The organism is Pseudonocardia oceanicola, from assembly GCF_047200735.1.
In the GTDB taxonomy this organism is placed as follows: Bacteria; Actinomycetota; Actinomycetes; order Mycobacteriales; family Pseudonocardiaceae; genus Pseudonocardia.
In genome coordinates this window covers 1-21,277 of sequence record NZ_JBJZON010000031.1, presented here as the reverse complement: position 1 = coordinate 21,277, position 21,277 = coordinate 1, and the positions used below count along the sequence as shown (strand labels likewise).

General features: G+C 70.4%; 28 protein-coding genes. 18 read left to right on the top strand and 10 right to left on the bottom strand.

Going from position 1 to position 21,277, the window contains the following annotated elements:
* Positions 1–7: 7 nt before the first annotated feature.
* Positions 8–1,258, bottom strand: coding sequence for a ribosome hibernation factor-recruiting GTPase MRF (mrf, locus tag ACL02T_RS30180; RefSeq protein WP_412834195.1), 1,251 nt, complete (start codon positions 1,256–1,258; stop codon positions 8–10).
* A 100-nt stretch (positions 1,259–1,358) separates the two neighbouring features.
* Here mrf and rpmG point away from each other — a divergent pair, with 100 nt between their 5' ends.
* Genes rpmG through rpsN form a run of 4 tightly spaced genes read left to right on the top strand, consistent with a single transcriptional unit; the run spans position 1,359 to position 2,293 of the window.
* Positions 1,359–1,508 (top strand): 50S ribosomal protein L33, encoded by a 150-nt coding sequence (gene rpmG / locus ACL02T_RS30175; RefSeq protein ID WP_412834243.1) that lies wholly within the window; start codon positions 1,359–1,361, stop codon positions 1,506–1,508.
* On the top strand, positions 1,508–1,747 hold the full coding sequence (gene rpsR / locus ACL02T_RS30170) for a 30S ribosomal protein S18 (RefSeq protein WP_412834194.1): 240 nt from the start codon (positions 1,508–1,510) through the stop codon (positions 1,745–1,747). Before rpmG ends, rpsR begins: the two co-directional genes overlap by 1 nt.
* 4 nt (positions 1,748–1,751) lie before the next feature.
* Positions 1,752–1,988 carry a 50S ribosomal protein L28 gene (gene rpmB / locus ACL02T_RS30165; RefSeq protein WP_412834193.1) on the top strand — a complete coding sequence of 79 codons (237 nt, stop codon included), beginning with the start codon at positions 1,752–1,754 and terminating at the stop codon, positions 1,986–1,988.
* Entirely contained in the window at positions 1,988–2,293 is a 306-nt protein-coding gene (gene rpsN, locus ACL02T_RS30160; protein WP_412834192.1) for a 30S ribosomal protein S14, read from the top strand. The genes rpmB and rpsN overlap by 1 nt, the downstream gene beginning before the upstream one ends.
* Positions 2,294–2,442: 149 nt before the next feature.
* Here the strand turns inward: rpsN and ACL02T_RS30155 are convergent, their stop codons facing one another.
* The 5 genes from ACL02T_RS30155 to ACL02T_RS30135 form a co-directional block, all read right to left on the bottom strand.
* The gene (locus tag ACL02T_RS30155) at positions 2,443–2,838 is read right to left on the bottom strand and encodes a hypothetical protein (protein ID WP_412834191.1); all 396 of its coding nucleotides are present in this window, start codon (positions 2,836–2,838) and stop codon (positions 2,443–2,445) included.
* A 362-nt stretch (positions 2,839–3,200) separates the two neighbouring features.
* The gene (locus tag ACL02T_RS30150; RefSeq protein WP_412834190.1) at positions 3,201–3,782 is read right to left on the bottom strand and encodes a hypothetical protein; all 582 of its coding nucleotides are present in this window, start codon (positions 3,780–3,782) and stop codon (positions 3,201–3,203) included.
* A gap of 305 nt (positions 3,783–4,087) precedes the next feature.
* A complete protein-coding gene (locus ACL02T_RS30145) occupies positions 4,088–4,183 on the bottom strand; it encodes a hypothetical protein (protein WP_412834242.1) in 96 nt (31 codons plus the stop codon).
* Positions 4,184–4,205: 22 nt separating this feature from the next.
* A complete protein-coding gene (locus tag ACL02T_RS30140) occupies positions 4,206–4,415 on the bottom strand; it encodes a hypothetical protein (protein ID WP_412834189.1) in 210 nt (69 codons plus the stop codon).
* Positions 4,416–4,846: 431 nt separating this feature from the next.
* Positions 4,847–5,521, bottom strand: coding sequence for a class I SAM-dependent methyltransferase (locus ACL02T_RS30135; RefSeq protein WP_412834188.1), 675 nt, complete (start codon positions 5,519–5,521; stop codon positions 4,847–4,849).
* A 387-nt stretch (positions 5,522–5,908) separates the two neighbouring features.
* Between ACL02T_RS30135 and ACL02T_RS30130 the strand changes: the two genes are divergently transcribed.
* The 3 genes from ACL02T_RS30130 (at position 5,909) to ACL02T_RS30120 (ending at position 8,527) form a co-directional block, all read left to right on the top strand.
* Positions 5,909–6,436, top strand: coding sequence for a hypothetical protein (locus ACL02T_RS30130; RefSeq protein WP_412834187.1), 528 nt, complete (start codon positions 5,909–5,911; stop codon positions 6,434–6,436).
* A 33-nt stretch (positions 6,437–6,469) separates the two neighbouring features.
* Positions 6,470–7,459 (top strand): AraC family transcriptional regulator, encoded by a 990-nt coding sequence (locus tag ACL02T_RS30125; protein WP_412834186.1) that lies wholly within the window; start codon positions 6,470–6,472, stop codon positions 7,457–7,459.
* A 252-nt stretch (positions 7,460–7,711) separates the two neighbouring features.
* Positions 7,712–8,527, top strand: a complete 816-nt coding sequence (locus ACL02T_RS30120; RefSeq protein ID WP_412834185.1) for an IclR family transcriptional regulator — start codon at positions 7,712–7,714, stop codon at positions 8,525–8,527.
* A gap of 221 nt (positions 8,528–8,748) precedes the next feature.
* Here ACL02T_RS30120 and ACL02T_RS30115 read toward each other — a convergent pair whose 3' ends face one another.
* Positions 8,749–8,937: a helix-turn-helix domain-containing protein gene (locus ACL02T_RS30115; protein ID WP_412834241.1), complete on the bottom strand. Its 189-nt coding sequence runs from the start codon at positions 8,935–8,937 to the stop codon at positions 8,749–8,751.
* Positions 8,938–9,084: 147 nt separating this feature from the next.
* Between ACL02T_RS30115 and ACL02T_RS30110 the strand changes: the two genes are divergently transcribed.
* The 8 genes from ACL02T_RS30110 (at position 9,085) to ACL02T_RS30075 (ending at position 14,843) form a co-directional block, all read left to right on the top strand.
* Positions 9,085–9,888, top strand: coding sequence for a 2-keto-4-pentenoate hydratase (locus ACL02T_RS30110; protein WP_412834184.1), 804 nt, complete (start codon positions 9,085–9,087; stop codon positions 9,886–9,888).
* On the top strand, positions 9,885–10,679 hold the full coding sequence (locus ACL02T_RS30105; protein WP_412834183.1) for a 2-keto-4-pentenoate hydratase: 795 nt from the start codon (positions 9,885–9,887) through the stop codon (positions 10,677–10,679). Before ACL02T_RS30110 ends, ACL02T_RS30105 begins: the two co-directional genes overlap by 4 nt.
* A gap of 1 nt (position 10,680) precedes the next feature.
* Complete coding sequence (locus tag ACL02T_RS30100) at positions 10,681–10,884, top strand: tautomerase family protein (RefSeq protein ID WP_412834182.1); 204 nt, start codon at positions 10,681–10,683, stop codon at positions 10,882–10,884.
* A 230-nt stretch (positions 10,885–11,114) separates the two neighbouring features.
* On the top strand, positions 11,115–11,666 hold the full coding sequence (locus tag ACL02T_RS30095) for an acyl-CoA dehydrogenase family protein (RefSeq protein ID WP_412834240.1): 552 nt from the start codon (positions 11,115–11,117) through the stop codon (positions 11,664–11,666).
* 23 nt (positions 11,667–11,689) lie between these two features.
* Positions 11,690–12,973: a cytochrome P450 gene (locus tag ACL02T_RS30090; protein WP_412834181.1), complete on the top strand. Its 1,284-nt coding sequence runs from the start codon at positions 11,690–11,692 to the stop codon at positions 12,971–12,973.
* A 112-nt stretch (positions 12,974–13,085) separates the two neighbouring features.
* Positions 13,086–13,280, top strand: a complete 195-nt coding sequence (locus ACL02T_RS30085) for a ferredoxin (protein WP_232868907.1) — start codon at positions 13,086–13,088, stop codon at positions 13,278–13,280.
* Positions 13,281–13,286: 6 nt separating this feature from the next.
* The gene (locus ACL02T_RS30080; RefSeq protein ID WP_412834180.1) at positions 13,287–14,459 is read left to right on the top strand and encodes an NAD(P)/FAD-dependent oxidoreductase; all 1,173 of its coding nucleotides are present in this window, start codon (positions 13,287–13,289) and stop codon (positions 14,457–14,459) included.
* Positions 14,460–14,504: 45 nt separating this feature from the next.
* Positions 14,505–14,843, top strand: coding sequence for a hypothetical protein (locus ACL02T_RS30075; RefSeq protein WP_412834179.1), 339 nt, complete (start codon positions 14,505–14,507; stop codon positions 14,841–14,843).
* Positions 14,844–14,924: 81 nt separating this feature from the next.
* On the opposite strand, the gene ACL02T_RS30070 is transcribed toward ACL02T_RS30075, so the two are convergent.
* The 3 genes from ACL02T_RS30070 to ACL02T_RS30060 are packed head-to-tail and all read right to left on the bottom strand — an operon-like array spanning position 14,925 to position 18,318.
* A complete protein-coding gene (locus ACL02T_RS30070; RefSeq protein ID WP_412834178.1) occupies positions 14,925–16,391 on the bottom strand; it encodes an aldehyde dehydrogenase in 1,467 nt (488 codons plus the stop codon).
* A complete protein-coding gene (gene dmpG, locus ACL02T_RS30065) occupies positions 16,391–17,440 on the bottom strand; it encodes a 4-hydroxy-2-oxovalerate aldolase (RefSeq protein WP_412834177.1) in 1,050 nt (349 codons plus the stop codon). The genes ACL02T_RS30070 and dmpG overlap by 1 nt, the downstream gene beginning before the upstream one ends.
* Positions 17,437–18,318: an acetaldehyde dehydrogenase (acetylating) gene (locus ACL02T_RS30060; protein ID WP_412834176.1), complete on the bottom strand. Its 882-nt coding sequence runs from the start codon at positions 18,316–18,318 to the stop codon at positions 17,437–17,439. Before ACL02T_RS30060 ends, dmpG begins: the two co-directional genes overlap by 4 nt.
* A 209-nt stretch (positions 18,319–18,527) precedes the next feature.
* Here ACL02T_RS30060 and ACL02T_RS30055 point away from each other — a divergent pair, with 209 nt between their 5' ends.
* The 3 genes from ACL02T_RS30055 (at position 18,528) to ACL02T_RS30045 (ending at position 21,117) form a co-directional block, all read left to right on the top strand.
* Positions 18,528–18,971 (top strand): tautomerase family protein, encoded by a 444-nt coding sequence (locus ACL02T_RS30055; protein WP_412834175.1) that lies wholly within the window; start codon positions 18,528–18,530, stop codon positions 18,969–18,971.
* Positions 18,968–19,729: an SDR family NAD(P)-dependent oxidoreductase gene (locus ACL02T_RS30050; RefSeq protein ID WP_412834174.1), complete on the top strand. Its 762-nt coding sequence runs from the start codon at positions 18,968–18,970 to the stop codon at positions 19,727–19,729. Before ACL02T_RS30055 ends, ACL02T_RS30050 begins: the two co-directional genes overlap by 4 nt.
* Positions 19,730–20,031: 302 nt before the next feature.
* Positions 20,032–21,117, top strand: coding sequence for a VOC family protein (locus ACL02T_RS30045; protein WP_412834173.1), 1,086 nt, complete (start codon positions 20,032–20,034; stop codon positions 21,115–21,117).
* Positions 21,118–21,277 lie beyond the last annotated feature (160 nt).

The window sequence follows — 21,277 nt, the reverse complement described above, 5'->3', positions numbered from 1 at the left end:
GCGCTCGTCAGCGCTCCTCCTCGCCGGCGCGGTCGGCCGAGACGCCGGCGGATTCGGGCTCGTCGGCCGAGTCGTTCTCGCAGGGCTCTTCGTGCCAGAAGCCGAAGGGGTCGGGCAGGTCCTGCCAGGTGTGTTCGCCCGCGGCGAGTTCGGCGTCGGTGAGCAGCGCGGAGCGCAGGCCCGCCTCCACGGTGTCGATGCCCTCGTCGCCGAGCTCGTGGGCGAGCACGACAATGTCCTGGGCGCGGTCGCCGAAGCGCGGGTGCCAGCCCAGTGAGGCCAGGGCGCGGCGCTCCTCGGAGACCTCGTCCCAGGCGGACGGGTCCTGGGCGGCGAGCCACTCCCCGGTCTGTCCGATCCGCAGGCCGCCGCCGGCGGATTCCAGCCACAGTACGTCGTCCGGCCTGGTCGCGACCCAGATCCGGCCCCGGGTGCGGACCACGCCGTCGAGCAGCAGGTCGAACGCCGAGTGCAACCGGTCCGGGTGGAAGGGACGGCGCGCGGAGAACACGAGGAGGCGGACGCCGTGGTCGGGGTTCAGCGGCGGGGTGCCGCGCAGCAGCGGCGCGTGGACGTCGTCGGGCCGGCCGCGGCGGGCGAGCGGGTGGGTGCGGCGCAGCAGGAGCGCGTCGTCCTCCACCTCGGCGAGCCCGGAGCGCACCGCGAGCGGGGCGAGGCGTTCGAGGACCGCGTCGACCCGCAGGAGGTCCTCGGTCGTCGCGGCACCGGTCTGGACGAGGAGGTCCGCGAACTCGGCCTGGCCGACCGCGACCTGGGCGACGGTGCGTTCGTCGTCGGGGAGGCCCGCGAGTCCGCGTTCGGCGACGGGCTCGTCCCCGGTCGCGTCGGCGAGCCAGGTGGAGGCGTCGACGGCGGTGATGACCCCGCGCAGGTCGACGAGGTCGGTGAGTAGCAGGTCGTCGACGAGGACGTGGTCGAGCGCCCAGCACACCTGCTCCGGCTCGAGAGCCGGGTCCAGGTGGAGCACGATCCGGCGGACCCGACCCGAGAGATCGCGCAGCGTCGGGAGCAGGTCCTCGCGCAGGGTGCAGGAGACGCAGCCGTGCGCCAGGTGGATGTCGGTCCACGTGTCGGTGTGGCGGTCGCGGACCCGGCGGCGCACCAGGCCGTCGGCGACGTGGCGCAGGTCGTGGTGCACGACGACGATCCCGGCGTCCGCGGCCCGCAGGCGGGCGATCACGCTTTCGACGCCGTCGATGGGCATGCCCGTGACCACGAGCAGCTCGGTCTGGGGCATAGGGGACTCACTCCTCGCGACGGGTGGCGGCCGCTGTTAGAGTAAACGACAATCATTTCGGACAAGGGAGGAGGGTGACGTGGCAGGGAAGTCCACCGCGGTGCGCCCGATCATCAAGCTGCGGTCCACCGCGGGTACCGGGACCACGTACGTGACCCGCAAGAACCGCCGGAACGACCCCGACCGGCTCGTGCTCAAGAAGTACGACCCCAAGGTGCGTCGCCACGTCGAGTTCCGCGAGGAGCGTTGATGGCGCCCCGGGTCCCGCGCCCGCCGCGGAAGAAGGCGAACCCGCTCCACACCCGCGGGATCGGCGAGGTCGACTGGAAGGACACCGCGCTGCTGCGGACGTTCATCTCCGACCGCGGCAAGATCCGCGCCCGGCGGGTGACGGGGCTGACCCCGCAGCAGCAGCGGCAGGTCGCGGTGGCGATCCGCAACGCCCGGGAGATGGCGCTGCTGCCCTACCCCCACAGTGGAAGGGGCTGAGGACGTGTCGCGGAAGTGTCAGCTGACCGGCCGCGAGCCGAGCTTCGGCAGACGCGTGTCGCACTCGCACGTGCGCACCTCGCGGCGGTGGGACCCGAACGTGCAGGACCGCCGCTACTGGCTGCCGTCGGAGAACCGGCACGTGCGGCTGAAGCTGTCCGCGAAGGGGATCAAGCTCGTGGACAAGATCGGTGTCGAGGCCGCGGTCGCCCGGATCCGCGCGCGAGGGGAGAAGGTCTGATGGCGAGCACGGCGAAGATCGCGGCCAACGAGCGGCGCAAGGAGGTCGTGGCCCGGCACGCGGAGCGGCGCCGGGAGCTCAAGGCGATCATCAAGCGGCCGTCGACCCCGCCCGAGCAGCGTGAGGCCGCGTCCCGCGAGCTGCGTCGCCAACCGCGGGACGCGAGCGCGACCCGGGTGCGCAACCGGGACGCGACCGACGGGCGCCCGCGCGGGTACGTCGGGAAGTTCGGGGTGTCGCGTGTCAAGCTGCGCCAACTCGCCCACGACGGCATGCTGCCGGGGGTCACCAAGTCCTCCTGGTGAGCCCCTCGCTCTGCCCTCCCGGACACCCTCGGATCAGTGGGTCGAGGGTGTCCAGGGCGCGTTCCCGGAGACGATCGCGCCCGCACGTCCGGTCGAGGCCGAGCTGATGCGCTCGACCTCGACCGGCACCAGGAGGTGGCCTGTGATCGTCAGTTCGTCGTGTGGGCGCAGGGTGCGTGATAGCGGGGGCGGAGCGCGAACCGGAGCAGGTCCTGCGGGAGCGGCGCGGCTCCGGGGCCGCCTTCGCGCAGCCAGCCGAACAGCGCCTCCCGCTCGGGTTCTCCGCCGAGCGGGCCGAGCCAGAGCGGTGGCCCGACGGTCTCCGGGCCCCGGCGGGGTGCGACCCCGACCACTGCACCGCCCGACCACAGGGTCGGGTTCTGCAGGACGACGAGGACGCCTCCCGTCGACCGCGCGACCACGGCCTTCAGTTCGGCGAGAACGTCGGGCGAGCGCTGCGGGTCCGTCGCGAGGACCGCGACGAAGCCGTCCCACCCGCGTACCGCCTCGCCTGTCGGCTCGGGACGGGTCTCGCGATGCGGCATGACGACCTCCGGTGTGCGGACACCGGAGATAGTAATGACAATCGTTGTCGATATCAAGCAGTGAGCGGAGGCTTGCTCCTGACCGGCTGTCGGGGTCCAGCTCGGCGATCGGGAGCGGGCGTCCGCGCTCGGCGGCCCGTACCCATGGGTACTGCTGGAGGCAGCCGAGCAGGTCGGCACCGATCTCCTCGCGCAGGTCGTCGAGGTCGGCGTCGTCGGCGACCTTGGTGCCCAGCACGCGCAGCGCGACCGAATGGCCCGCCGCGGGGTCGGCGTACTGGCGGCGCACCCCGACGCCCCGGCGGGTCGGCTCGGGCACGAGTGCGGCAAGGTAGCGGCTGAACACCGCCGCCGAGGTTGTCTTACCGCTGCCGCCCTTGCCGACGGAGGCCACCCGCCTGGGCGGGGACGAAGACCGTTGTCTCTCCGGCGTTGCCCGTCAGCGCGACAGGCGGTAGCGGATGTGCCTCGAGTTGTTGCCCACCACCGCGACCGACGAGGTGTTGTGCAGGATCGCCGCGACCACCGGGGACAGGGCGCCCGCCGAGCCGGACATCGTCGATGTCGACCTCGAGCTCGGTGCCGTCGGCCAGCCGCATCCAGGTGCGGGTCTGGGCGCCGGTGAGCAGGTCGGAGATCGCCCGCCGGGAGCGGCGCAGCGTGAGGTCCTGCAGGTACTCGCCGATGTTGAGCAGCCAGAGCACGGTCAGCGCGACGACGTTCTCGCGCAGCACCAACGAGGCGACCGTCGCGGCGGACACCGGCGCGTCCGTGCCCGCGCCGCGACGGCCGGTCAGCGAGCGCAGCGCGCCGCGCAGGAACGGGTAACCCGTGAAGATCGTGACGCCGGTGGCAACCGTCCGGCTCGTCGGACCCAGCACGGGCGGGCGGCGCAGCCCATAGCGCCGGAACCCCAATGCGGCCAGCGCCACGTCACCGACCACGAGCCGGACGAGGTCGCCGTTGCTGACGTCGGCGGAACGGGGTGTCCGCTCGGCCGTCGCCTCGGGATCGGCGCCGCAGCCCTTCTCGAGCGCCTCGAGAGACCTCGGCGCGGTCGCGGCGGGCGGCGTCGTACCAGACGACGACGCTGGCGGTGCGCGGGTAGGCGTGTACCTGGCGGACCCCGGCGACGGCGTCGATCGCGTCCTCGACCGCGACGCACAGCGACGCACGACCGGTCAGCTCGGGGACCGCGAAACGCACCCGGCCCGCAGCATCGGACAGGACCCTCAGGGGCGTCACCGACTCAGTGGTCGTGGCCGTGGCCGGCGGCGGCCCCGGGCGCCGGAGCCTCCTCGCCGATCTCGGCGCGGGCCTCGGAGACGATGTCCGCCGTCGCCAGCCTGGCCTTCTCCGCTCCGGTCTCAGCGGCGCGGGCGCCACGCAGACCCCACGAGGGTCACGGTCACGGCCGCACCACGCACCGCACCCGAGCGCACGACCCGCTTGACGCCGTCGTAGGCGGCTGCGCCCACGAGACCGCTGCCCACGAGACCGCTGCCCACGAGACCGCTGCCCACGAGACCGCTGCCCACGAGTCCCGCGGCCTTCCCGAGAAGACCTGCTCCGGACACGGCTACACCTTCCGGACGAAAATCATGTTCAGACTACGCGAGCGGATACGGTTCGAGCCGCCGTGGCCGAACAGGCGTTGCTGCTCGACCCGGTCTCCCACGGCCGGCTCCGGGGTCGGCCGCGGTGGCGCCCACGACGGGGAGAAGGCCGCAGCGCTCCGCCGCCACAGCCGCACCGCGGCCCACGTGGGGGTCGGTGTCGCTGAGGTCGCCGACACCGACACCGACACCGACACCGACACCGACGCCGCGGCCGAGGACGAGGTCCGCACCCATCTCCCGCGCTGGCTCGGCCCCGGTCTGGCCTCCTGTCGCCGCGCCGGCCGTCCGCACCGGACCCGAGATCCGCACGCCTACACCGAGCACCTGATCGGTATCCACCCCGTCGGCTCCGCGGAGCGTTGTCGCCCCGCTCCGGGACGCGGCGGTGATCAGCGAGACGTGACGGGCCCACGTTCCAGGCGCAGGGCCGAGTCCTCGCGCTCGAACGGCCTGCCGTCGGGCCCGACGACCTCGCGCACGATGGTCCGCTCGGTCGCGATGCTCCACTCAGCACCCGGCGCGAGGGCGGTGCGGAGCTCGGCGGTGGAGGGCAGGTGCACGTCGAACGGCGTGCCTCGCATGGCCTCGGGGATCCCGCCGTGCCCGGTGACCAGCAGTGACCCGCCGGGGGCGACGCAGTTCATCGCGCGGCGCAGGATGCTGTCCCGCTGGCCGGGCTGTTCCAGCGGTGAGTGCAGGAACTGGGCGCAGACCAGGTCGAACTCACCGGGCGGAAAGGTCTGGGTGAGATCGTGGCGCTGCCAGTCGACGTCCACTCCGGCGAGGACGGCGTACCCGGCCGCCCTACGGAGCGCGCCACCCGAGACGTCCACGGCAGTGACCCGCCAGCCCTGACCGGCCAGCCAGATGGCGTCCCCGCCGAACCCGCAGCCCAGGTCGAGCGCAGACCCGGCGGCGAGCGTTCCGGCCTCGGCGACGAGCAGTCCGTTCGGGCTCGGAATCGCGTCATCCGGGCGGTCGAGGCCGCCGTAGAAGGCGTCCCAGTAGGACTCGGCGGTGTCCTCGGGGGTGGGGAACGGCATTCCAGCCGGGGAGGTGCTCACCGCGTCACGATCGCCGCATCCGCCATCTGCGATCAAGGACTCTTGCTGATCCGGCAACCAGCCGCTGGGGCAGTCCACGGTGCCGGGACTCTCCGCCTCTGATCGTGTGGTGCTGGTGCCGCCCTGGCGGACCGGCCCGCGGCCAGGCTGTTCTTGCCGGTGGGGCCGCTTACTCCGCCCGGTCTCACGTTCCAGGGTGCTGCGCATCAGCTGGCGCTGACGTGGCGCTGACGGCCCTTCGGGCCGCCCTGGAGCGTGAGCCTCGCCGGGCGGAGTCGGGCGCGGGGAAAGGGCGGGCTCCGCACCGCGCCCCGCAGCCAGCCCCACCAACTACAGAACAATCGCCCATACGTTCGGGCTGGCTGTCGACCCTGCCGGGAGGCCGCCATGACCATCACCTACGTCAGCGAGGAGACCACTCAGGACATTCTTCGACAGGCGCTCGGGCTCGCACCGAAGCGCGCGTACCTGTGGAACGGCCAGGACCTGCTGGCGCCGTGCCAGGAGTGCGGGCACCACCCGATCTTCGAGGAGCCGGCGTCGCTGCCGGCCGGTGACCCGGTGGTCGACGTCGTGCAGGACCAGGCGGCGTTGCAGGAGGCGGCGCGGACGGTGGCGATGCTGGTGGACGTCCTCGACCAGCGCCGCTCACCTCGGCAGATGCGGGACCTGGTGAACCCGCGGGTGCTCCGCTACATGCACGCCGCCCCGGCCGACGCGACCGGGTCCCGCGGCGTAACCAGTAGGTCGTCGGTTCGATCCCGACCTCCGGCTCCAGGTCTGACCAGCAGTGTCCCTCTTTCAGCCGCCACGCTGCGGCGTCGCGCGGGCCCTCCCGGACGAGCTCGTCGATCAATGCGGGCGAGTGGTCGCGACGGGACCCGTCGTCTCCATCGCGTCGTCCGTCGTTGGTAGCCTGACGCGGTCCGCCGTCAGCGGAGGTCAGCGATGGAGCAGGCGAAACGGGAGCCGATCGCGGTCAGGTGCACCTCGGTCGAGGACGCCCGCCGCCTCGGCACGTCCGTGTACTTCCCCCATCGACTGCGCCTGCTCGACGAAGCTCGCCCCTTCGACATGGGGCTCAAGGCCGTGTCCTTCGGGCCGGTCACCGTCGGCATGCTCAGCTATGCCGATCCCGTGCACATCGAGACGGACGACATGGAGACCGCCTACGAGGTCAACGTCCCCTTGGCGGGCACGGTCGACAGCTGGTCGGGGCCGGACCGGGTGATGGCGTCGGCCCGACGCGCCGTCGTCTTCCGCCCGTACGGCCGGACGACGATGCAGGGCTTCGGGGAAGGCAAGCCGCTGCTGGGGGTCAAGCTCGAACGCACAGCCCTGGAGACGCAGCTGAGCGACCTGCTCCGCACTCCTGTGCAGGGACCCATTGAGCTGTCGTCGTCGCTGGATCTTGCCAGTGGACGGGGACGTGGCTGGTGGGCCGTTGCGCGGTCGGTGGTCGACCTGTTCGCCGCGTTCGACGACAACTCGGCGCTCCTCAACAACGCGCTGGTCATGCGCCCGCTGATGCAAAGCCTGCTGACCGGGCTGCTGTTCGCGGTCGAGCATCCCTTCCTCGATCGGGTCCTCGAGCCACCAGGGCCCTCGGTGCCGGCCGCGCTGCGTCGTGCACAGGCGTTCATCGAGGAGAAGGCCGCCGAAGCTCTCACCGTGACCGACGTGGCAGCAGCGGTCGGGCTGAGCGTGCGTGCCCTGCAGGTCGGCTTCCAGCAGCACCTGCAGGCCACGCCGATGGAATACCTGCGCGACGTCCGACTCAGGCGCGCGCACGCGGAACTCGTCGCCGCCGACCCAGAGCGGACCACCGTGGCCGAGGTCGCGCACCGCTGGGGCTTCGCTCATCTCGGCCGGTTCGCGGCGCGCCATCGTGCCACGTACGGCACGTCCCCGTCAGAGGATCTCGGCTCTGCTCTCTGACCCTGGCCGCTTCGCGCGGGCCTGATCCTGCGCTTCCTGGACAAGGCCGGTGCGTTCTTTGGCTCGGCAATCAGTGACCTGCTGCATACCCTCGGTCTTGCGTCGAGGACGGACCGGCTCCCTCAGCAGTACGGTTGAGTGGACTCTCGTTCACGGCCCGCGATCTCCTCCGAAGGAGCATCGCGAGCCGCGCTGCGGCCGTCTTCTCCGCACGTGACAACACCGTCGTTGGATCGCAGGAAGGACAGCCGAATGCTGCAGACTGTCCAGAAGCTCGGGCCCGTGCTCGATCTCTTCACCATCGACCACCCCGAGTGGGGCGTCTCCGAGGTCGCCGACACGATCGGCGTGCCTCGCTCGAGTGCCCACGCCCTCCTGTCCAGCCTGGTCGAGATCGGCCTGCTGCAGTGCCGTACGCGTGGCCGGTACCGGATCGGCTGGCGGATCGTGGAGCTCGGCGAGACCCTGCGGGGGGCCGTCGACGTGCGTTCTGCCGCGGCACCGGTCCTCCAGGAGCTGGTCGACCGCTACGGCGAGACGAGCCACCTCGCGGTCATGGAGCGCTACAAGGTGCTCTACGTCGACAAGATCGTCGGCAACCATATGATCAACGTGGTGGGGGCGCGCATCGGCGCCCAGCTCGACGCCCACTGCAGTGCCGTCGGCAAGGTCCTGCTCGCGCACCGGGACCCCGAGGAGATCCGCCGCTTCGTCACGGACAAGCCGCTCCGCCGGCTGACCCCGTCGACGATCACCAACCCTCGCGCGCTGGAGCAGGAACTCGAGGCGGTGCGCCGAGCCGGTTGTGCGTTCGACCTGGCCGAGGCCGTGCAGGAGGTCCACTGCGTGGCCGCCCCCGTCCGCGACGACCTGGGCGCCGTCGTGGCGGCGGTCAGCATGACCGTTCCCGAGACCCGCTTCGCGCCGGCTCGCAACGAGTTCAGGCGCGCCGTGATCGGGACCGCCGCCGAGGTCTCGAAGCGGATCGCGGCAGCCTCGGGCCCCACGCCCGCCCTGTCGGTCGTCCGGGACGATCCCACGGGCCTCCCCGTCGCAGTCGGCACGTGAACCGGTCGACGGCCCGTGCTCGCGTGGTGGCGCTAGCGGACGAGCTCGCGGGTGACACTGAGAGCGACAGCACGGACCGCTGCAGCGGCGTGGTCGACGTTGGTCCGACTGTTCCACCCCGACACCGAGATCGCCGCGGCAACGGAGGCTGGGTCGCTTCCCGGAGGTCGTTCATAGAGGGCCGCGCCACGGCTCGGACGTCCTGCCCACGAGGGATGCGACTACCCAGCTCGATCAGGCGGATCCCGAGCCGATAGGTCGCTCCGGTTCGCTCGACGACTCCCGCTCCAGCAGGCCCGCAGCAGTCGCTGTGCCGTGCTCTTCGGAAGACCCGTCCGCTGGGCCACCGTCGACACTCCGACGCCGGCCGAGCCGACGCCGCCCCCGGCGACCGCGTCGAGCACGGCCATCACCCGCTGGATGACGGTTTCAGCACCCCGAGCGTCGTCCCGCTCGGTGGCACGCATGCTCGCGCACCGTTCGCCCACAGTCCACATGACCGCGGCTGCCCACTCATACGCCGCCAGCCCCGCACGCACAACGTGAGGACCGAGTACATGGATGTCGATGACGTCGCGAAGACGGCCGAGAGGCTGCTCGCTGCCTACGCGGAGCGATCAGCGACCCATCCGGTGATCGTGGATCACCCCGACGCGAGCCTGGAGGACGCGTACGCGATCCAACAGGCTCAGGTCGAGGAGTGGGTACGTCGTGGCGACGTCATCCGCGGGCACAAGGTCGGACTGGCCTCGCGTGCGATCCAGCGGCAGATGAACGTCGACCAACCGGACTTCGGGCACCTCACGCAGTCGATGTTCCACCTCGAGCACGAGCCGATCCCGGCGGACACCTACCTCCAGCCGCGCATCGAGCCCGAGACGGCCTTCGTCCTGGGGCGGCCGTTGAAGGGGCCCGGAGTGACCATCGCCGACGCCGTTCGAGCGGTCGAGTTCGTCCTCCCCGCGCTCGAAATCGTGGACTCCCGGATCTCCAACTGGAAGATCTCGATCGTCGACACCATCGCGGACAACGCGTCCTCGGGCGGCGTCATCGTGGGCAGCCGCCCCGTGGCGCTCGCCGACCTCGATCTGCGTCTGGTCGGCTGCACCCTCCACAAGAACGGGGAGTTGGTGGAGACGGGTGCCGGCGGCGCGGTCCTCGGGTCCCCGCTCAACTCGCTGGTCTGGCTCGCGAACACGGTGGGGCCACACGGTGTGGCGCTGGAGCCCGGCCACGTCGTGCTGCCCGGGTCGATGACGAAAGCCATCCCGATGGTTCCCGGGGACACGGTGGTGACCACGATCGCCGGCCTCGGCACGGTCACCGCCGTCCTGGGCGCAAAGGAGGAGCAGACCGCATGAGCATCGTCGAGAAGGAATGGTCGGCGGCTCGGGTGGCCGCGCTGCTCCTCGAGGCCGAGGACACCGCGTCCGCGCGCGGCTCGATACAGCACGAGTGGGACGGGCTCGATCTCGCCACCGCCTACGCCGCACAGGACGAGGCGCTCGCCCGTCGGGTACAGCGTGGAGAGACCGTGACCGGCGTGAAGCTCGGCCTCACCTCCCGCGCCAAGCAGCGACAGATGGGCGTCGATTCTCCTTCGGTCGCCTGGTTGACGGACGCGATGGCTCTCCCCGCCGGTGATCCCGTGCCGCGCGCACGGCTCATCCACCCGCGCGCGGAACCCGAGATCGTGTTCGTGATGAAGGACCGGCTTGCAGGTCCGGGGGTCACCGCGACGTCCGCCCTGGCGGCGGTGGGCCTGGTGTACGCCGGGATCGAGATCATCGACAGCCGCTACTCGGGCTTCAAATTCACCCTGGCCGACGCCGTCGCGGACAACAACTCGTCGGGCGTCTACGTGACCGGACCGGTCGGGCTCCGCCCCGAGGACCTCGACCTTGCGCTGGAGGCCTGCCTGCTCGAGGTCGACGGCCAGGTCGCGCACAGCGCGACGGGCGCCTCGGTTCAGGGACATCCCGCCGAGGCCCTCGCCTTCGCCGCCAACATCCTCGCCGAGCGTGGGTTGGCGATCGAGGCCGGCTGGACGGTCCTGACCGGCGGCATGACCGACGCCGTGCCGGTGGCGGCGGGCTCGCGGGTGGCAGCGCACTTCACTCATCTCGGCTCCATCGCCCTGGCAGGAGGCTGACATGCCCTTCATCGACGTGACGCTCGGCGAGGGTCGCTCGCCCGAGAAGCTCCGGGACCTCATCCACGAGCTCACCGAGGCGACGCGCCGGGCGATCGGCGCGCCGGTCGAGTCCATCCGTGTCGTCCTCCGCGAGTGCCCGCCGACCCACTGGGCAGCAGGCGACGTCACCATCTCAGAACGTCGGGCCGAGTCCCGGGACTGACCGCTCTCCCTGACCGGGCCCGGCCCGCGTTCCGTTTCCGTGGACGCGAGCCGGGCCCTCGTGCGTTCCTGCCCGGACTCCGGATCTCGCCTTGGGGTTCTCGCAGTCGGCCGACTGGCTAGACGAGCCGGCCGCCAGCACGGACCGGCACGACGAAGACCGTGTGTGGCAGGAGAACTCGAGTGACCGCAGTCGACGACCAGAACTCGACGGCCGAGCAGGCGCAAACGATGGATCACGGAACTCCGCGTCCCCGCCGGCGTGGGCATGGCACAGGCTGCGTTCGACCACATGGCCGAGCATCTGCGCAGCCCGAGGCCGCCATGGCGCAGCTCTTCGGCACCCGTCTCTGCGGTGACATCACCCGGGATGCCGTACAGGCGTTCGGCGGTTTCGGCTTCACCGACCAGCGTGGCGCGGACGACGCCCCCGGACCCGGGGAAGCGACCTACCGGGACTTCAAGATCGGCGAGACCTACGCGGGCGCCAACGAGATCCAGAAGTGGTCATCGCCCGCCAGATCTTCGGCCGGGACATCACCGGCTGACCCGCTCGCCAGGCTTCCCCGCCCGGTCCGTGGCGGGGAAACCGTACGCGTCGACCCCCACGACGTCCTCCGTTCACCATGCCTGAACCGTCGTTGTGACCGCCGTCGCCCACGACACAACCTGTGCAGGACCACGGCGGGTGGCGCACGGGCCCCGGGCCACACCTCCCGCCGGGTGGGTCAGGTCGCCGTCGCCAGGGTTCCCGCCCCGCCGGCGGCGGACCGCCCCGTCTGACGACCCTAGGAGGACAGGCAACCGTGAGCACTGTCGACGAGCGCCCGATCGGAGAGATCGGGGAGAAGTTCGACCCCCTCAACCCGCACACCGCCCTCGAGTACTACACCCGGGCACGCGCCGAGCAGCCCGTCTTCTACAACCCGCGGCTGAACGTCTGGGTCGTCACGAAGTACGACGACATCAACGAGATCGAGCGCCTCGTCGGCACTCAGAAGTACACCGCCAAAGGCGCTCTGAACCTCGTGAAGCCGCCGTGCCCGGCGGCGCTGGACATCATCCTCAACGCCGGGATCAAGGTCGACAACACCATCGTCGACGAGGACCCGCCGGAGCACACCGTCAAGCGCAAGGTGCTGCGCGAGTACCTGGGCGAGGAGGTCGTCAACCGGTTCGAGCCGCAGATCCGCGACCTCGTCAACGAGAAGCTGGACTCGCTGGTCAAGAAGGGCTCGTGCGACCTCGTCGCCGACTACGTCTTCGAGATCCCCGCCTGGGTCATCTTCCAGCTCATGGCCGTGCCCGCGGAGGACATGGAGCGCGTCCGCGAGTACGCCAAGGGCAACGGCAAGTTCGGCTTCGGCATCCCCACCGATGAGGAGCAGGTGGAGGACGCCAAGGGCATCGCGAAGTACTGGGAGTACGCGAAGGCCCACGTCGACGAGCTGGTGGAGAACCCCGGCGACGACATCATGAGCCACTACATCCGGCGCCTCCAGGAGGAGGACCCGAGCCTGTACGACATCCAGGATGCGTACACGGTGATGCTCCAGCTGCTGTTCGCCGGTCACGAGACCACGACCAACACCTCCGGCAACGCGTTCCGGCACCTGCTGGAGAACCGCGACCAGTGGGAGATGATCTGCAACGACCCGTCGCTGATCCCCCACGCCATCGACGAGATCATGCGCTTCGCGACCCCGGTGCCACACTGGCGCCGGACGACGACCGAGGACGTCGAGATCCGCGGAGTCAAGATCCCCGCCGGGGAGACCGTCATGATCGCCCTGCACTCGGCCAACCACGACGAGGACGTCTTCGAGAACCCCGGCAAGCTCGACATCTGCCGGAAGAACGCGCGCCACCACCTGGCCTTCGGCAAGGGGCGCCACCGCTGCCTCGGTGAGGCGCTCGCGCGGCTCGAGCTGCGCGTCATCCTCGAGGAGCTGGCCAAGCGTCTGCCGCACATCGAGCTCGTCGAGGGGCAGCCCTGGGTGTACGGCGAGAACATCTCCCACCGCGGCGTCGAGCACTGCCTCGTCACCTGGGACCCGTCCCGGAACCCGATCCCGGCCGACCGTCCCTGAACAGCCGGACCGCCCCGACCGGGGACCGGGTCGACCTCCGGGTCCCCGGCCGGGACTCTCCTCCCGGCCAAGCCCGGGCAGCTCAGTTGCACATCACGAAGGACCGCTCACCATGAAGATGATCGTCGACTACGACCTGTGCGAGGGACACGCCGAGTGCGTCGTTGCCGCACCCGAGATCTTCGAGATGGACGAGGCCGGCGAGAAGGTCGTCCTCCTTCAGGAGTACCCGGACGAGAGCCTGCGCGACAAGGCGATCGAGGCCGTCAAGATCTGCCCCATCGCCGCGCTGCAGCTGGAGGACTGACCCGTCATGCGTCGCATCGTGGTCGTCGGAGCCGGCCTCGCCGGGTTGCGGGCCGGGCAGGAGCTGCGGGACGAGGGCTTCGACGGCGAGCTGTCCATCGTGGGGGACGAGACGCATCTCCCCTACAACAGGCCGCCCCTGTCGAAGCAGGTCCTCGCCGGTGACATGGAACCCGCCGAGTGCGCGTTCCCCCTCGATGACCTCGACGCGACGTGGGTCCTCGGACGTCCGGCCGCCGGTCTCGACACCGCCGGCCGGGTCGTCCGTCTCGCAGACGGAGGCGAGATGCCCTACGACGGACTGGTGATCGCCACCGGTCGTCGGGCACGCGAGTGGCCCGGACTGCCGCCCCTGGCGGGCTTCCACATGCTGCGCGGTCTGGACGACGCGATCGCCCTGCGCGACGCCATCAAGTCGCGTCCTCGCATCGTCATCGTCGGAGCCGGCTTCATCGGCTGCGAGGTGGCGGCCACGCTCCGCAAACGCGGCCTCGAGCACGTGACCCTCATCGACGTCGCACCCCATCCAATGCCCGTCCTCGGCCCGGACTTCGGTAGGCGGGCCACGGAGATGCACAAGGAGAACGGCGTCCGGCTGCATCTGAGCACCAAGGTGGAGCGTTTCGAGGGCGAGAGCCGGGTCGAGGCGGTGCACCTGAACGACGGCGCGCGCCTCGACGCCGACCTCGTACTGATCGCGCTCGGGTCCGCTCCGAACACCGAGTGGCTGGCCGGATCGGATGTCGTCCTCGAGGACGGCAACGTGCTGTGTGACGAGCGCTGCTTCGCCGTCGGTCGGACCGACATAGTCGCCGCAGGTGACGTGGCCATGTGGCCGCACCCGCGCGTCGACTCCGCGATCCGGGTCGAGCACTGGACCAACGCCAACGACATGGCCCGGCGGGCCGCCCGCAACCTGCTCGACCCGGCAAACGCCGAGGCGTACGCCCCGGTACCCACGTTCTGGTCCGACCAGTACGACGCCAAGATCAAGGCCGTCGGGCTGTGGGCCAGGGTTCAGCAGATATCCGTGATCGAGGACAACGCCGAAGCCTGGCAGTTGGTCGTCGAGGGGCACACCGGTGACGACCTCGTCGGGGCGTTGATGGTCAACAGGAACAAGGCGTTCATCGACTACCGCCGCAAGCTGGGCTCCCGGTACACCCTGCCCCAGCCCTGAGCGCCGAGGCACGACGCGGCGGCGGTTCGACGAAGAGGAGTCGGCGTGCAGCCGCAGAGGAATCAATCCACGAACCGCCGGATCGTCGTCGGAGCCGGGCGCTCAGGAACCGAGGCGGTCCGGGAGCTGCGATTGTCCGGCTCCTGTCGCGAGGTGATCGCGGTCGACGAGGCAGGGCTCCCGGCGCTCGCGCACTCGGCCGAGTCGGTCCGCCACTTCCAGTACGGCGGAGTCATGGGCCGGCACACCCACTCGGACCGCCGACCCGGAGCCGGACTTTGCGCGGTCACGGTCGGCGAGCAGCGGTACGAGGTGAGTGATCCGGCGGAGAGCAGCTCCGCCGGCGCCTGCAGCAGACTGGACGTGGCGCTCGCGAGCTGGTGAACACCCTGTCCGTTCGGTTCCCCGACGACGAAGGCGCCCGGTCCCCTCGAGGACCGGGCCCTCGTCGTCGCGCGTCTCCCGTCAGTGCATGCGCAGAGTCACAGCACGAGGGTTGGTGAAGAACTCCCGGGAGTACGGGCCGCCCTCGCGACCGACCCCGCTCTGTCCCTCGCCGCCGAAGGGCAGGCGCAGGTCGCGCTCGAAGAAGCAGTTGATCCACACCATGCCGGCCTGCCATTGTGCCGCCAGTCGGTGGGCACGGTCCAGGTTCTGGGTGCAGAGAATGCCCGCGAGCCCGTACGGGCTGTCGTTCGCGATCGCCAGGGCCTGGTCCTCGGTGTCGAACGGGAGCACCGTCTGGACCGGACCGAAGATCTCCTCGCGTGCCGTACGCGCCTGGTTCGTCAGACCGGTGATCACGGTGGGGGGGTAGTAGAAACCGCCCGCGAGGTCTCCCTCGAGCCGGCTGCCGCCTGTGATCACTTTGCCGCCCTCGGTCTGGGCGAGCTCGACGTAGCCGTGGACCTTGGCCAGGTGCGGGCCCTCGATGAGCGGGCCGAGGTTCGTGCCGGCCACTTTCGGGTCGCCCACCTTCAGGGCCTGGGCCTTCTCGGTGAAGCGGGCGAGGAAGTCGTCGAGGATGCCGCGCTGGACCAGCAGTCGGGAGCCGGCCAGACAGACCTGACCGCTGCCGGCGAACACGCCCTTGATGGCGACGTCCGTGGCCACCTCCAGATCGGCGTCGTCGAACACCACGTTCGCCGACTTCCCACCGAGCTCAGCCGACACCGGAGTCAGGTTCGCTGCCGCTGCGGCCATGACCTTGCGCCCGGTGGCGGTCGAGCCGGTGAAGGTGATCCGGTCGACGCGCGGGTCGGACGTGAGGGGTCCGGCCACCTCGTCACCGCCGAAGCCCTGGACGACGTTGAGCACGCCCTCCGGGAGACCGGCCTCCAACGCCAGCTCGGCGAACCGGGCCGCGGACAGCGGCGTCTGCGGTGCGGGCTTGAGCACCACGGCGTTGCCGAATGCCAGCGCCGGTGCGAACTTCCACGATGCAAGCATCAGCGGCGCGTTCCAGGGGCTGATCGCGGAGACGACGCCGGCAGGCGGGGTCAGGACGTAGGACAACAGAGGGCCGTCCGGGTAGGCCTCGTTGGGTGCCATGGCGGCGAAGTCGGCGAAGAAGCGCAGGTTGTGCACGACGCGAGGCGTCTCCGCGTGCAGCATGTGGTGGAGCACCTTGCCACCGTCGCGGGTCTCCAGCATCGCCAGCTCGTCGCGGTGGGCGTCGACCGCGTCCGCCAGGGCGTGCAGAACCTTGGCTCGCTCCTTCGGGGTCATTCGCGGCCACGGGCCGTCGTCGAAGGCTTGCCGAGCGGCGGTGATCGCGCGAGTACCGTCCTCGGCAGTGCCCCTGGCCACGGTGCCCAGAAGGGACTGGTCGTGCGGGTCGCGGGTCTCGAACGTGGCGCCGTCCGAGGCATCGACCCAGTTCCCACCGATGAGATGACGGACCGATCGGGGCTCGGCTGCCGCCGCCGTCATCAGGCGTTCACCGCCTCGGCGAGCCTCGCGTGCTCGCCGCGTCCGGCGAGCTCGGCCGCGACGTCGATGATCATGTCCTCCTGGCCGCCGATGACGCCACGACGGCCCAGCTCCATGAGGATGTCCCGCTCCTTGACCCCGTACTTCTTCGCGGCACGCTTCGTGGGGTGGAAGAAGGTCGAGTACACCCCGGCATAGCCGAGGATCAGGGCGGTCTCGTCAACGATCTGCGGCTCCCTCATCAGGGGCGCGACGACGTGCTCGGCGACGTCGACAAGGGGGAGGAGGTCCACGCCGGTGTCGTAGCCCGCCCGCTCGAACGCCGCAGCCAGCACCTCGGTCTGGGCGTTGCCCGCGCTGGCGCCGAGCCCGCGCAGCGACCCGTCTATGAAGGCCGCACCCTCTTCGGCAGCGGTGAGTGCGTTCGCGATGCCGACCCCGAGGTTGTTGTGAGCGTGGAAGCCGAGGTCGGCGTCGACCGCCTCGCGGAGCGCCGCGACGCGGGCGCCGGCGCCCTTCGGGACCATGGCCCCGGCCGAGTCGACCACGTAGATGACCTGCGCCCCGTAGGAGTCGAGCTTGGCGGCCTGTTCGGCCAGGGCGGCGGGTTCGAGCTTGTGGCTCATCATGAGGAAGCTCATGACCTTCATGCCGTGCTCGCGGGCCCAGACGATGGGCTGCTCGGCGCAGTCGGCCTCGGTGCAGTGCACCGCGACGCGCACGGTCTTCGCGCCCGCGTCGATCGCGGCCTCGAGCTCGGCCAGGGTGGCGATGCCCGGTACGTAGAGCACGGCGATGTCGGCCTGGCTGGTGGCCTCGACTGCGGCGCGGACGTACTCGGGGTCGGTGGCAGCGGCGAACCCGTACTGGATGGAGGAGGCGCCCAGGCCGATGCCGTGCGCGACCTCAATGGTGGAGATACCGGCCTTGTCAAGGCCCTTCGAGATCTCGGCGACCTGTTCCGGGGTGAACTTGTGCGACACGCTGCTCATGCCGTCGCGGAGGCTCGTGTCGACGAGGGTGACCTTGCGCCTGCTGGCGGTGCTCATGCGGCGACTCCGTTCTTGAGGCTCTTGCGCGCGACCGCCTCGGCCACCTGAACGGCGGCGGCGGTGATGATGTCGAGGTTCCCGGCGTACTTCGGCAGGAAGTCCCCTGCGCCCTCGACCTCGAGCATGACCGTGGCCTGGTCGCCGTCGACCTCGACGAAGCGCAGCCGGTAGCCGGGCACGTACTGCTGGACCTTGGCGACCATGTCCCGGACGGCCTGCTCGATGCGGTCCGCGTCGGGGTTGCGGACCTTGGCGTACACCGTGTCCCGCATGATCATGGGCGGCTCGGCCGGGTTGATCACGGAGATGGCCTTCGCCTTGTCCGCGCCGGCGACCTTCGCCAGGGCCCGGCCGGTCTTCTCGCTGAACTCGCTGAGGTTCTGCCGGGTTCCGGGTCCCGCACTGGCACTGGCGATGGCGGCGACGATCTCCCCGTACGAGGCGTCTGCTGCCTGGTTGATGGCCCAGAGGATCGGAATGGTCGCCTGGCCTGCACAGCTGACCATGTTCATGTTGGGCGCGTCGATGTGCTCGTCCAGGTTGACGGCGGGCACCACGTACGGGCCGACGGACGCCGGGGTCAGGTCGATCGCACGGATCCCCGCCTCCGCGTAGCGCGGAGCCGCGGCGGCGTGCACCTTCGCCGAGGTCGCCTCGAAGACGATCTGCGGCAGTTCGGGCCGGGACAGCAGCCAGTCGACGCCCTCGGCGGACGCCTCCAGGCCCATGTCAGCCGCCCGCTCGAGTCCCTCGCTCTCCGGATCGATACCGATCATGTAGCGGGGCTCGACGAGCTCCGATCGCTTGAGCTTGTAGAGCAGATCGGTTCCGATGTTGCCGGAACCGACGATCGCTGCCTGTACGCGCGCAGTCATCGTCACCACTTCCTGTTCCGGACCCCGAGATGGGCCTCGACCTCCGGAAACTAGGTGGCCTGGAGTTCTGATCGGGGGCGCCTCCGGCAATGCCGAACGCACTCGGAACACCCCCGGTCGCGGTTCCGATATCGGCGACGACGGCGGCGCCGGCACGTCGCCTCGGTGGACACTCTGCGGGATCTTGTCCAGCCTCGAGAGGAGTACCGGTGCCGATCCTGACGTTCCACCTCGTCGATGGCCGTCATGCCCCGGAGCGGGTCAGAGCACTGCTGCGGGACTGCTGCCAGGTCTACGCCGACGTGCTCGGCTCATCCATGGAGCGGGTTCGCGCATTCGTCAGCCTCCATGCTCCCGAACTCACCTTCGTCGCCGGTCGGTTCGCCGACGAGAGTGTGGGTCCCGTCGGCGGGCCGGGCGACCTGTCCGCCCCCTTCTTCCAGTTCATCGTGCTGCGCGGGCGCCCTCTGGAGCAGCGACAACGTCTCCTGGTCGCGTTCACCGACCTGGCGGTCGAGCACCTCGGTGTGCACCGGGAGCTCGTGCGCGGGCGGGCAATCGAGGTGGAGCCCGTCGACTGGGCGATAGCCGGAACGTCGGCCGCCGAGCGTCGAGCGGACGAGATCGCAGCTCGTGCGGTGACCGGCCGATGAACCCCGGCGGACAGGCGCTCGTGATCGGCGCGACTGGTTCGGTGGGAGGCGCCGTACTCCGGCGACTGAGGAAGGAAGGCCTGACCGTCGTCGCCGTGGCACGGAGTGCCGAGACGCTACAAGCTCTGTCGGCGGCCGATCCAGGCGTGATCGCGTGCCCAGCCGACATCGGCGCGGAGGACTGCGGCGAGCGGATCGCGTCCTCCTGCGGGGAGGTCGGCCGCCCGGTCCGCGTCGTGGTGCAGGCGGCGGGCCTACCTGCGAGCGGCCCGTTGTGGGAGGTGAATCCCGCGGCGCTCGGCACGTTGGTGAGCCTGAAGCTCGGCGGTCTCCTCAGGGCGGTCCGTGCCGTCGACCCCCTGCTGCAGGCCGGCAGCCGCATCATCGCCATCGGTGGTCACTACGGCTCGGAGCCGAGCCCTCGGACCTGTGGGGCCGGGGTCACCAACGCCGCACTGGCCAACCTGGTGCGGCAGCTCGCGGACCACTACGGGCCACGCGGTGTCACCGCTCATCTGATCGCTCCCGGCCCACTTGACACCGAGCGGTTGCGGCGCATCGCAGCTGCGGAGGCGGAGACTCGGGATCTCGGCATCGAATGCGTGCTGGACGAGTACCGCCGACACTCGCCCCTCGGGCGTCTCACCGAGGTCGCCGAGGTCGCCTGGGCGATCGCCGTCCTTCTCGCCCCCGAGGCCGCGGCCCTGCACGGCGCGACCCTGGCTCTCGACAGTGGTGCGCGCCACGGGCTCTTCTGAGTCACCTGCCGTCCCTGACTGTCGAAAGCGAGGTACGCGCGAAAGGCTGCTGTTCCGGGTGACCGGAAGGCCGTGCCGCGACGCGCCGCAGTCTGCGAGCTTGCTCCCCGTGGCAGATCCGACGACGAGGTCACCCGATCAGTGCGGGTGCCATCGGTGGACGTCCGCCGGGCCGTCCGGCCCGCTGCGCCCAGCTCGTTGTCACCGTCCGCCCACCGGCAGGTCGCCGGAGATGATCTTCCTGCTGAGTGGGCACGTTCGCGGCGGTGCCCGGCACCGCACCACGTTCCGAGGAGAGAACGATGAGTGAGACCAGTCCCCGACACGAGGTGGCTCACCTCGCCCGCACCGAGCTGTTCACGCCGGACCCCAACGGCACTCTCTGGTTCTTCACGAAGCTGCTCGGGATGTACGAGACGCGGCGCGAGGGCCAGTCTGTGTACCTGCGGGCGTACGAGGACCCGTACCAGTGGAGCATCAAGATCACCGAAGCTCAGCAGGCAGGGCTCGGGCACGCCGCGCTCCGGACGAGCTCGCCGGAGGCTCTCGACCGCCGGGCGAAGGCGCTGAAGGACACAGGTGTCGACGTCACCTGGACCGAGAACGAGTTCGGCTACGGCAAGACCCTGCAGTTCCAGTCGCCCGACGGCCACAACCTCTCGTTGGTGTGGGAGGTTGAGAAGTACCAGGCCCCGCCGGAGCTGCAGAGCAAGATCCTCAGCCGACCGTCGAAGAAGCCGCTGCAGGGGCTCCCGGTCAAGCGCATCGACCACATCAACCTGATGGCCAGCGACGTGACGCCGGTGAAGAACTCCTTCGAGCGCCACCTCGGCTTCCGCACGACGGAACGGGTCGTGGACGGCCAGGTCGAGATCGGCGCGTGGATGAGCTCCAACATCCTGGGACACGAGGTCGCCTGCATGCGCGACACGCTCGGTGAGTGCGGCCGCCTGCACCACGTCGCCATGTACTACGGGATTCCGCAGCACAACATCGATGCAGCGGAGATGTTCCGCGACTACGACATCCAGATCGAGACCGGTCCGGACAAGCACGGCATCACCCAGGGCTCGTTCCTGTACGTCTTCGAGCCCGGCGGCAACCGGATCGAGCTCTTCGGCGACACCGGCGTGCTGTCCTTCGAGCCGGACTGGGAGACGCGCACCTGGCAGATGTCGGACATCGACACCGGCCTGGCGATCGGCGGTGCCACGCTGCCGTTCGAGACCTACTTCACCTATGGCACGCCGAGCAAGTTGACGCTCGCCGACCACATCGTGCAGTTCGCGGGCGGCCCGCCGCAGGCTCCCGAGGCGGATGCCGCCTCGGACGCCGTACCGGACGCCATCGAGCGGTCGTCGCACGTCTCCGGTGTGCCTGCGCACTAGCTGGCCCGATCTCCGGGTGTGGGCGCGCGTTCCGGCCGCGCCCACACCCGTGTCAACGGCCCGGCGACGAGCCGGCCGCTCCCCCTGTCACTGGAAGGTTCTGATGTCGCAGAGGGTTCGTGGAGTCGTCTCGCTTGCGAAGGGTGAGCCGGTGTCGGTG

Coding starts and splice junctions, on each gene's coding strand:
- mrf (WP_412834195.1), bottom strand. CDS start 1,258: ATGCCCCAGACCGAGCTGCTCGTGGTCACGGGCATGCCCATCGACGGC.
- rpsR (WP_412834194.1), top strand. CDS start 1,508: ATGGCGCCCCGGGTCCCGCGCCCGCCGCGGAAGAAGGCGAACCCGCTC.
- rpsN (WP_412834192.1), top strand. CDS start 1,988: ATGGCGAGCACGGCGAAGATCGCGGCCAACGAGCGGCGCAAGGAGGTC.
- ACL02T_RS30155 (WP_412834191.1), bottom strand. CDS start 2,838: ATGCCGCATCGCGAGACCCGTCCCGAGCCGACAGGCGAGGCGGTACGC.
- ACL02T_RS30130 (WP_412834187.1), top strand. CDS start 5,909: ATGACCATCACCTACGTCAGCGAGGAGACCACTCAGGACATTCTTCGA.
- ACL02T_RS30125 (WP_412834186.1), top strand. CDS start 6,470: ATGGAGCAGGCGAAACGGGAGCCGATCGCGGTCAGGTGCACCTCGGTC.
- ACL02T_RS30120 (WP_412834185.1), top strand. CDS start 7,712: ATGCTGCAGACTGTCCAGAAGCTCGGGCCCGTGCTCGATCTCTTCACC.
- ACL02T_RS30115 (WP_412834241.1), bottom strand. CDS start 8,937: ATGGCCGTGCTCGACGCGGTCGCCGGGGGCGGCGTCGGCTCGGCCGGC.
- ACL02T_RS30110 (WP_412834184.1), top strand. CDS start 9,085: ATGGATGTCGATGACGTCGCGAAGACGGCCGAGAGGCTGCTCGCTGCC.
- ACL02T_RS30105 (WP_412834183.1), top strand. CDS start 9,885: ATGAGCATCGTCGAGAAGGAATGGTCGGCGGCTCGGGTGGCCGCGCTG.
- ACL02T_RS30100 (WP_412834182.1), top strand. CDS start 10,681: ATGCCCTTCATCGACGTGACGCTCGGCGAGGGTCGCTCGCCCGAGAAG.
- ACL02T_RS30095 (WP_412834240.1), top strand. CDS start 11,115: ATGGATCACGGAACTCCGCGTCCCCGCCGGCGTGGGCATGGCACAGGC.
- ACL02T_RS30085 (WP_232868907.1), top strand. CDS start 13,086: ATGAAGATGATCGTCGACTACGACCTGTGCGAGGGACACGCCGAGTGC.
- ACL02T_RS30080 (WP_412834180.1), top strand. CDS start 13,287: ATGCGTCGCATCGTGGTCGTCGGAGCCGGCCTCGCCGGGTTGCGGGCC.
- ACL02T_RS30070 (WP_412834178.1), bottom strand. CDS start 16,391: ATGACGGCGGCGGCAGCCGAGCCCCGATCGGTCCGTCATCTCATCGGT.
- dmpG (WP_412834177.1), bottom strand. CDS start 17,440: ATGAGCACCGCCAGCAGGCGCAAGGTCACCCTCGTCGACACGAGCCTC.
- ACL02T_RS30060 (WP_412834176.1), bottom strand. CDS start 18,318: ATGACTGCGCGCGTACAGGCAGCGATCGTCGGTTCCGGCAACATCGGA.
- ACL02T_RS30050 (WP_412834174.1), top strand. CDS start 18,968: ATGAACCCCGGCGGACAGGCGCTCGTGATCGGCGCGACTGGTTCGGTG.
- ACL02T_RS30045 (WP_412834173.1), top strand. CDS start 20,032: ATGAGTGAGACCAGTCCCCGACACGAGGTGGCTCACCTCGCCCGCACC.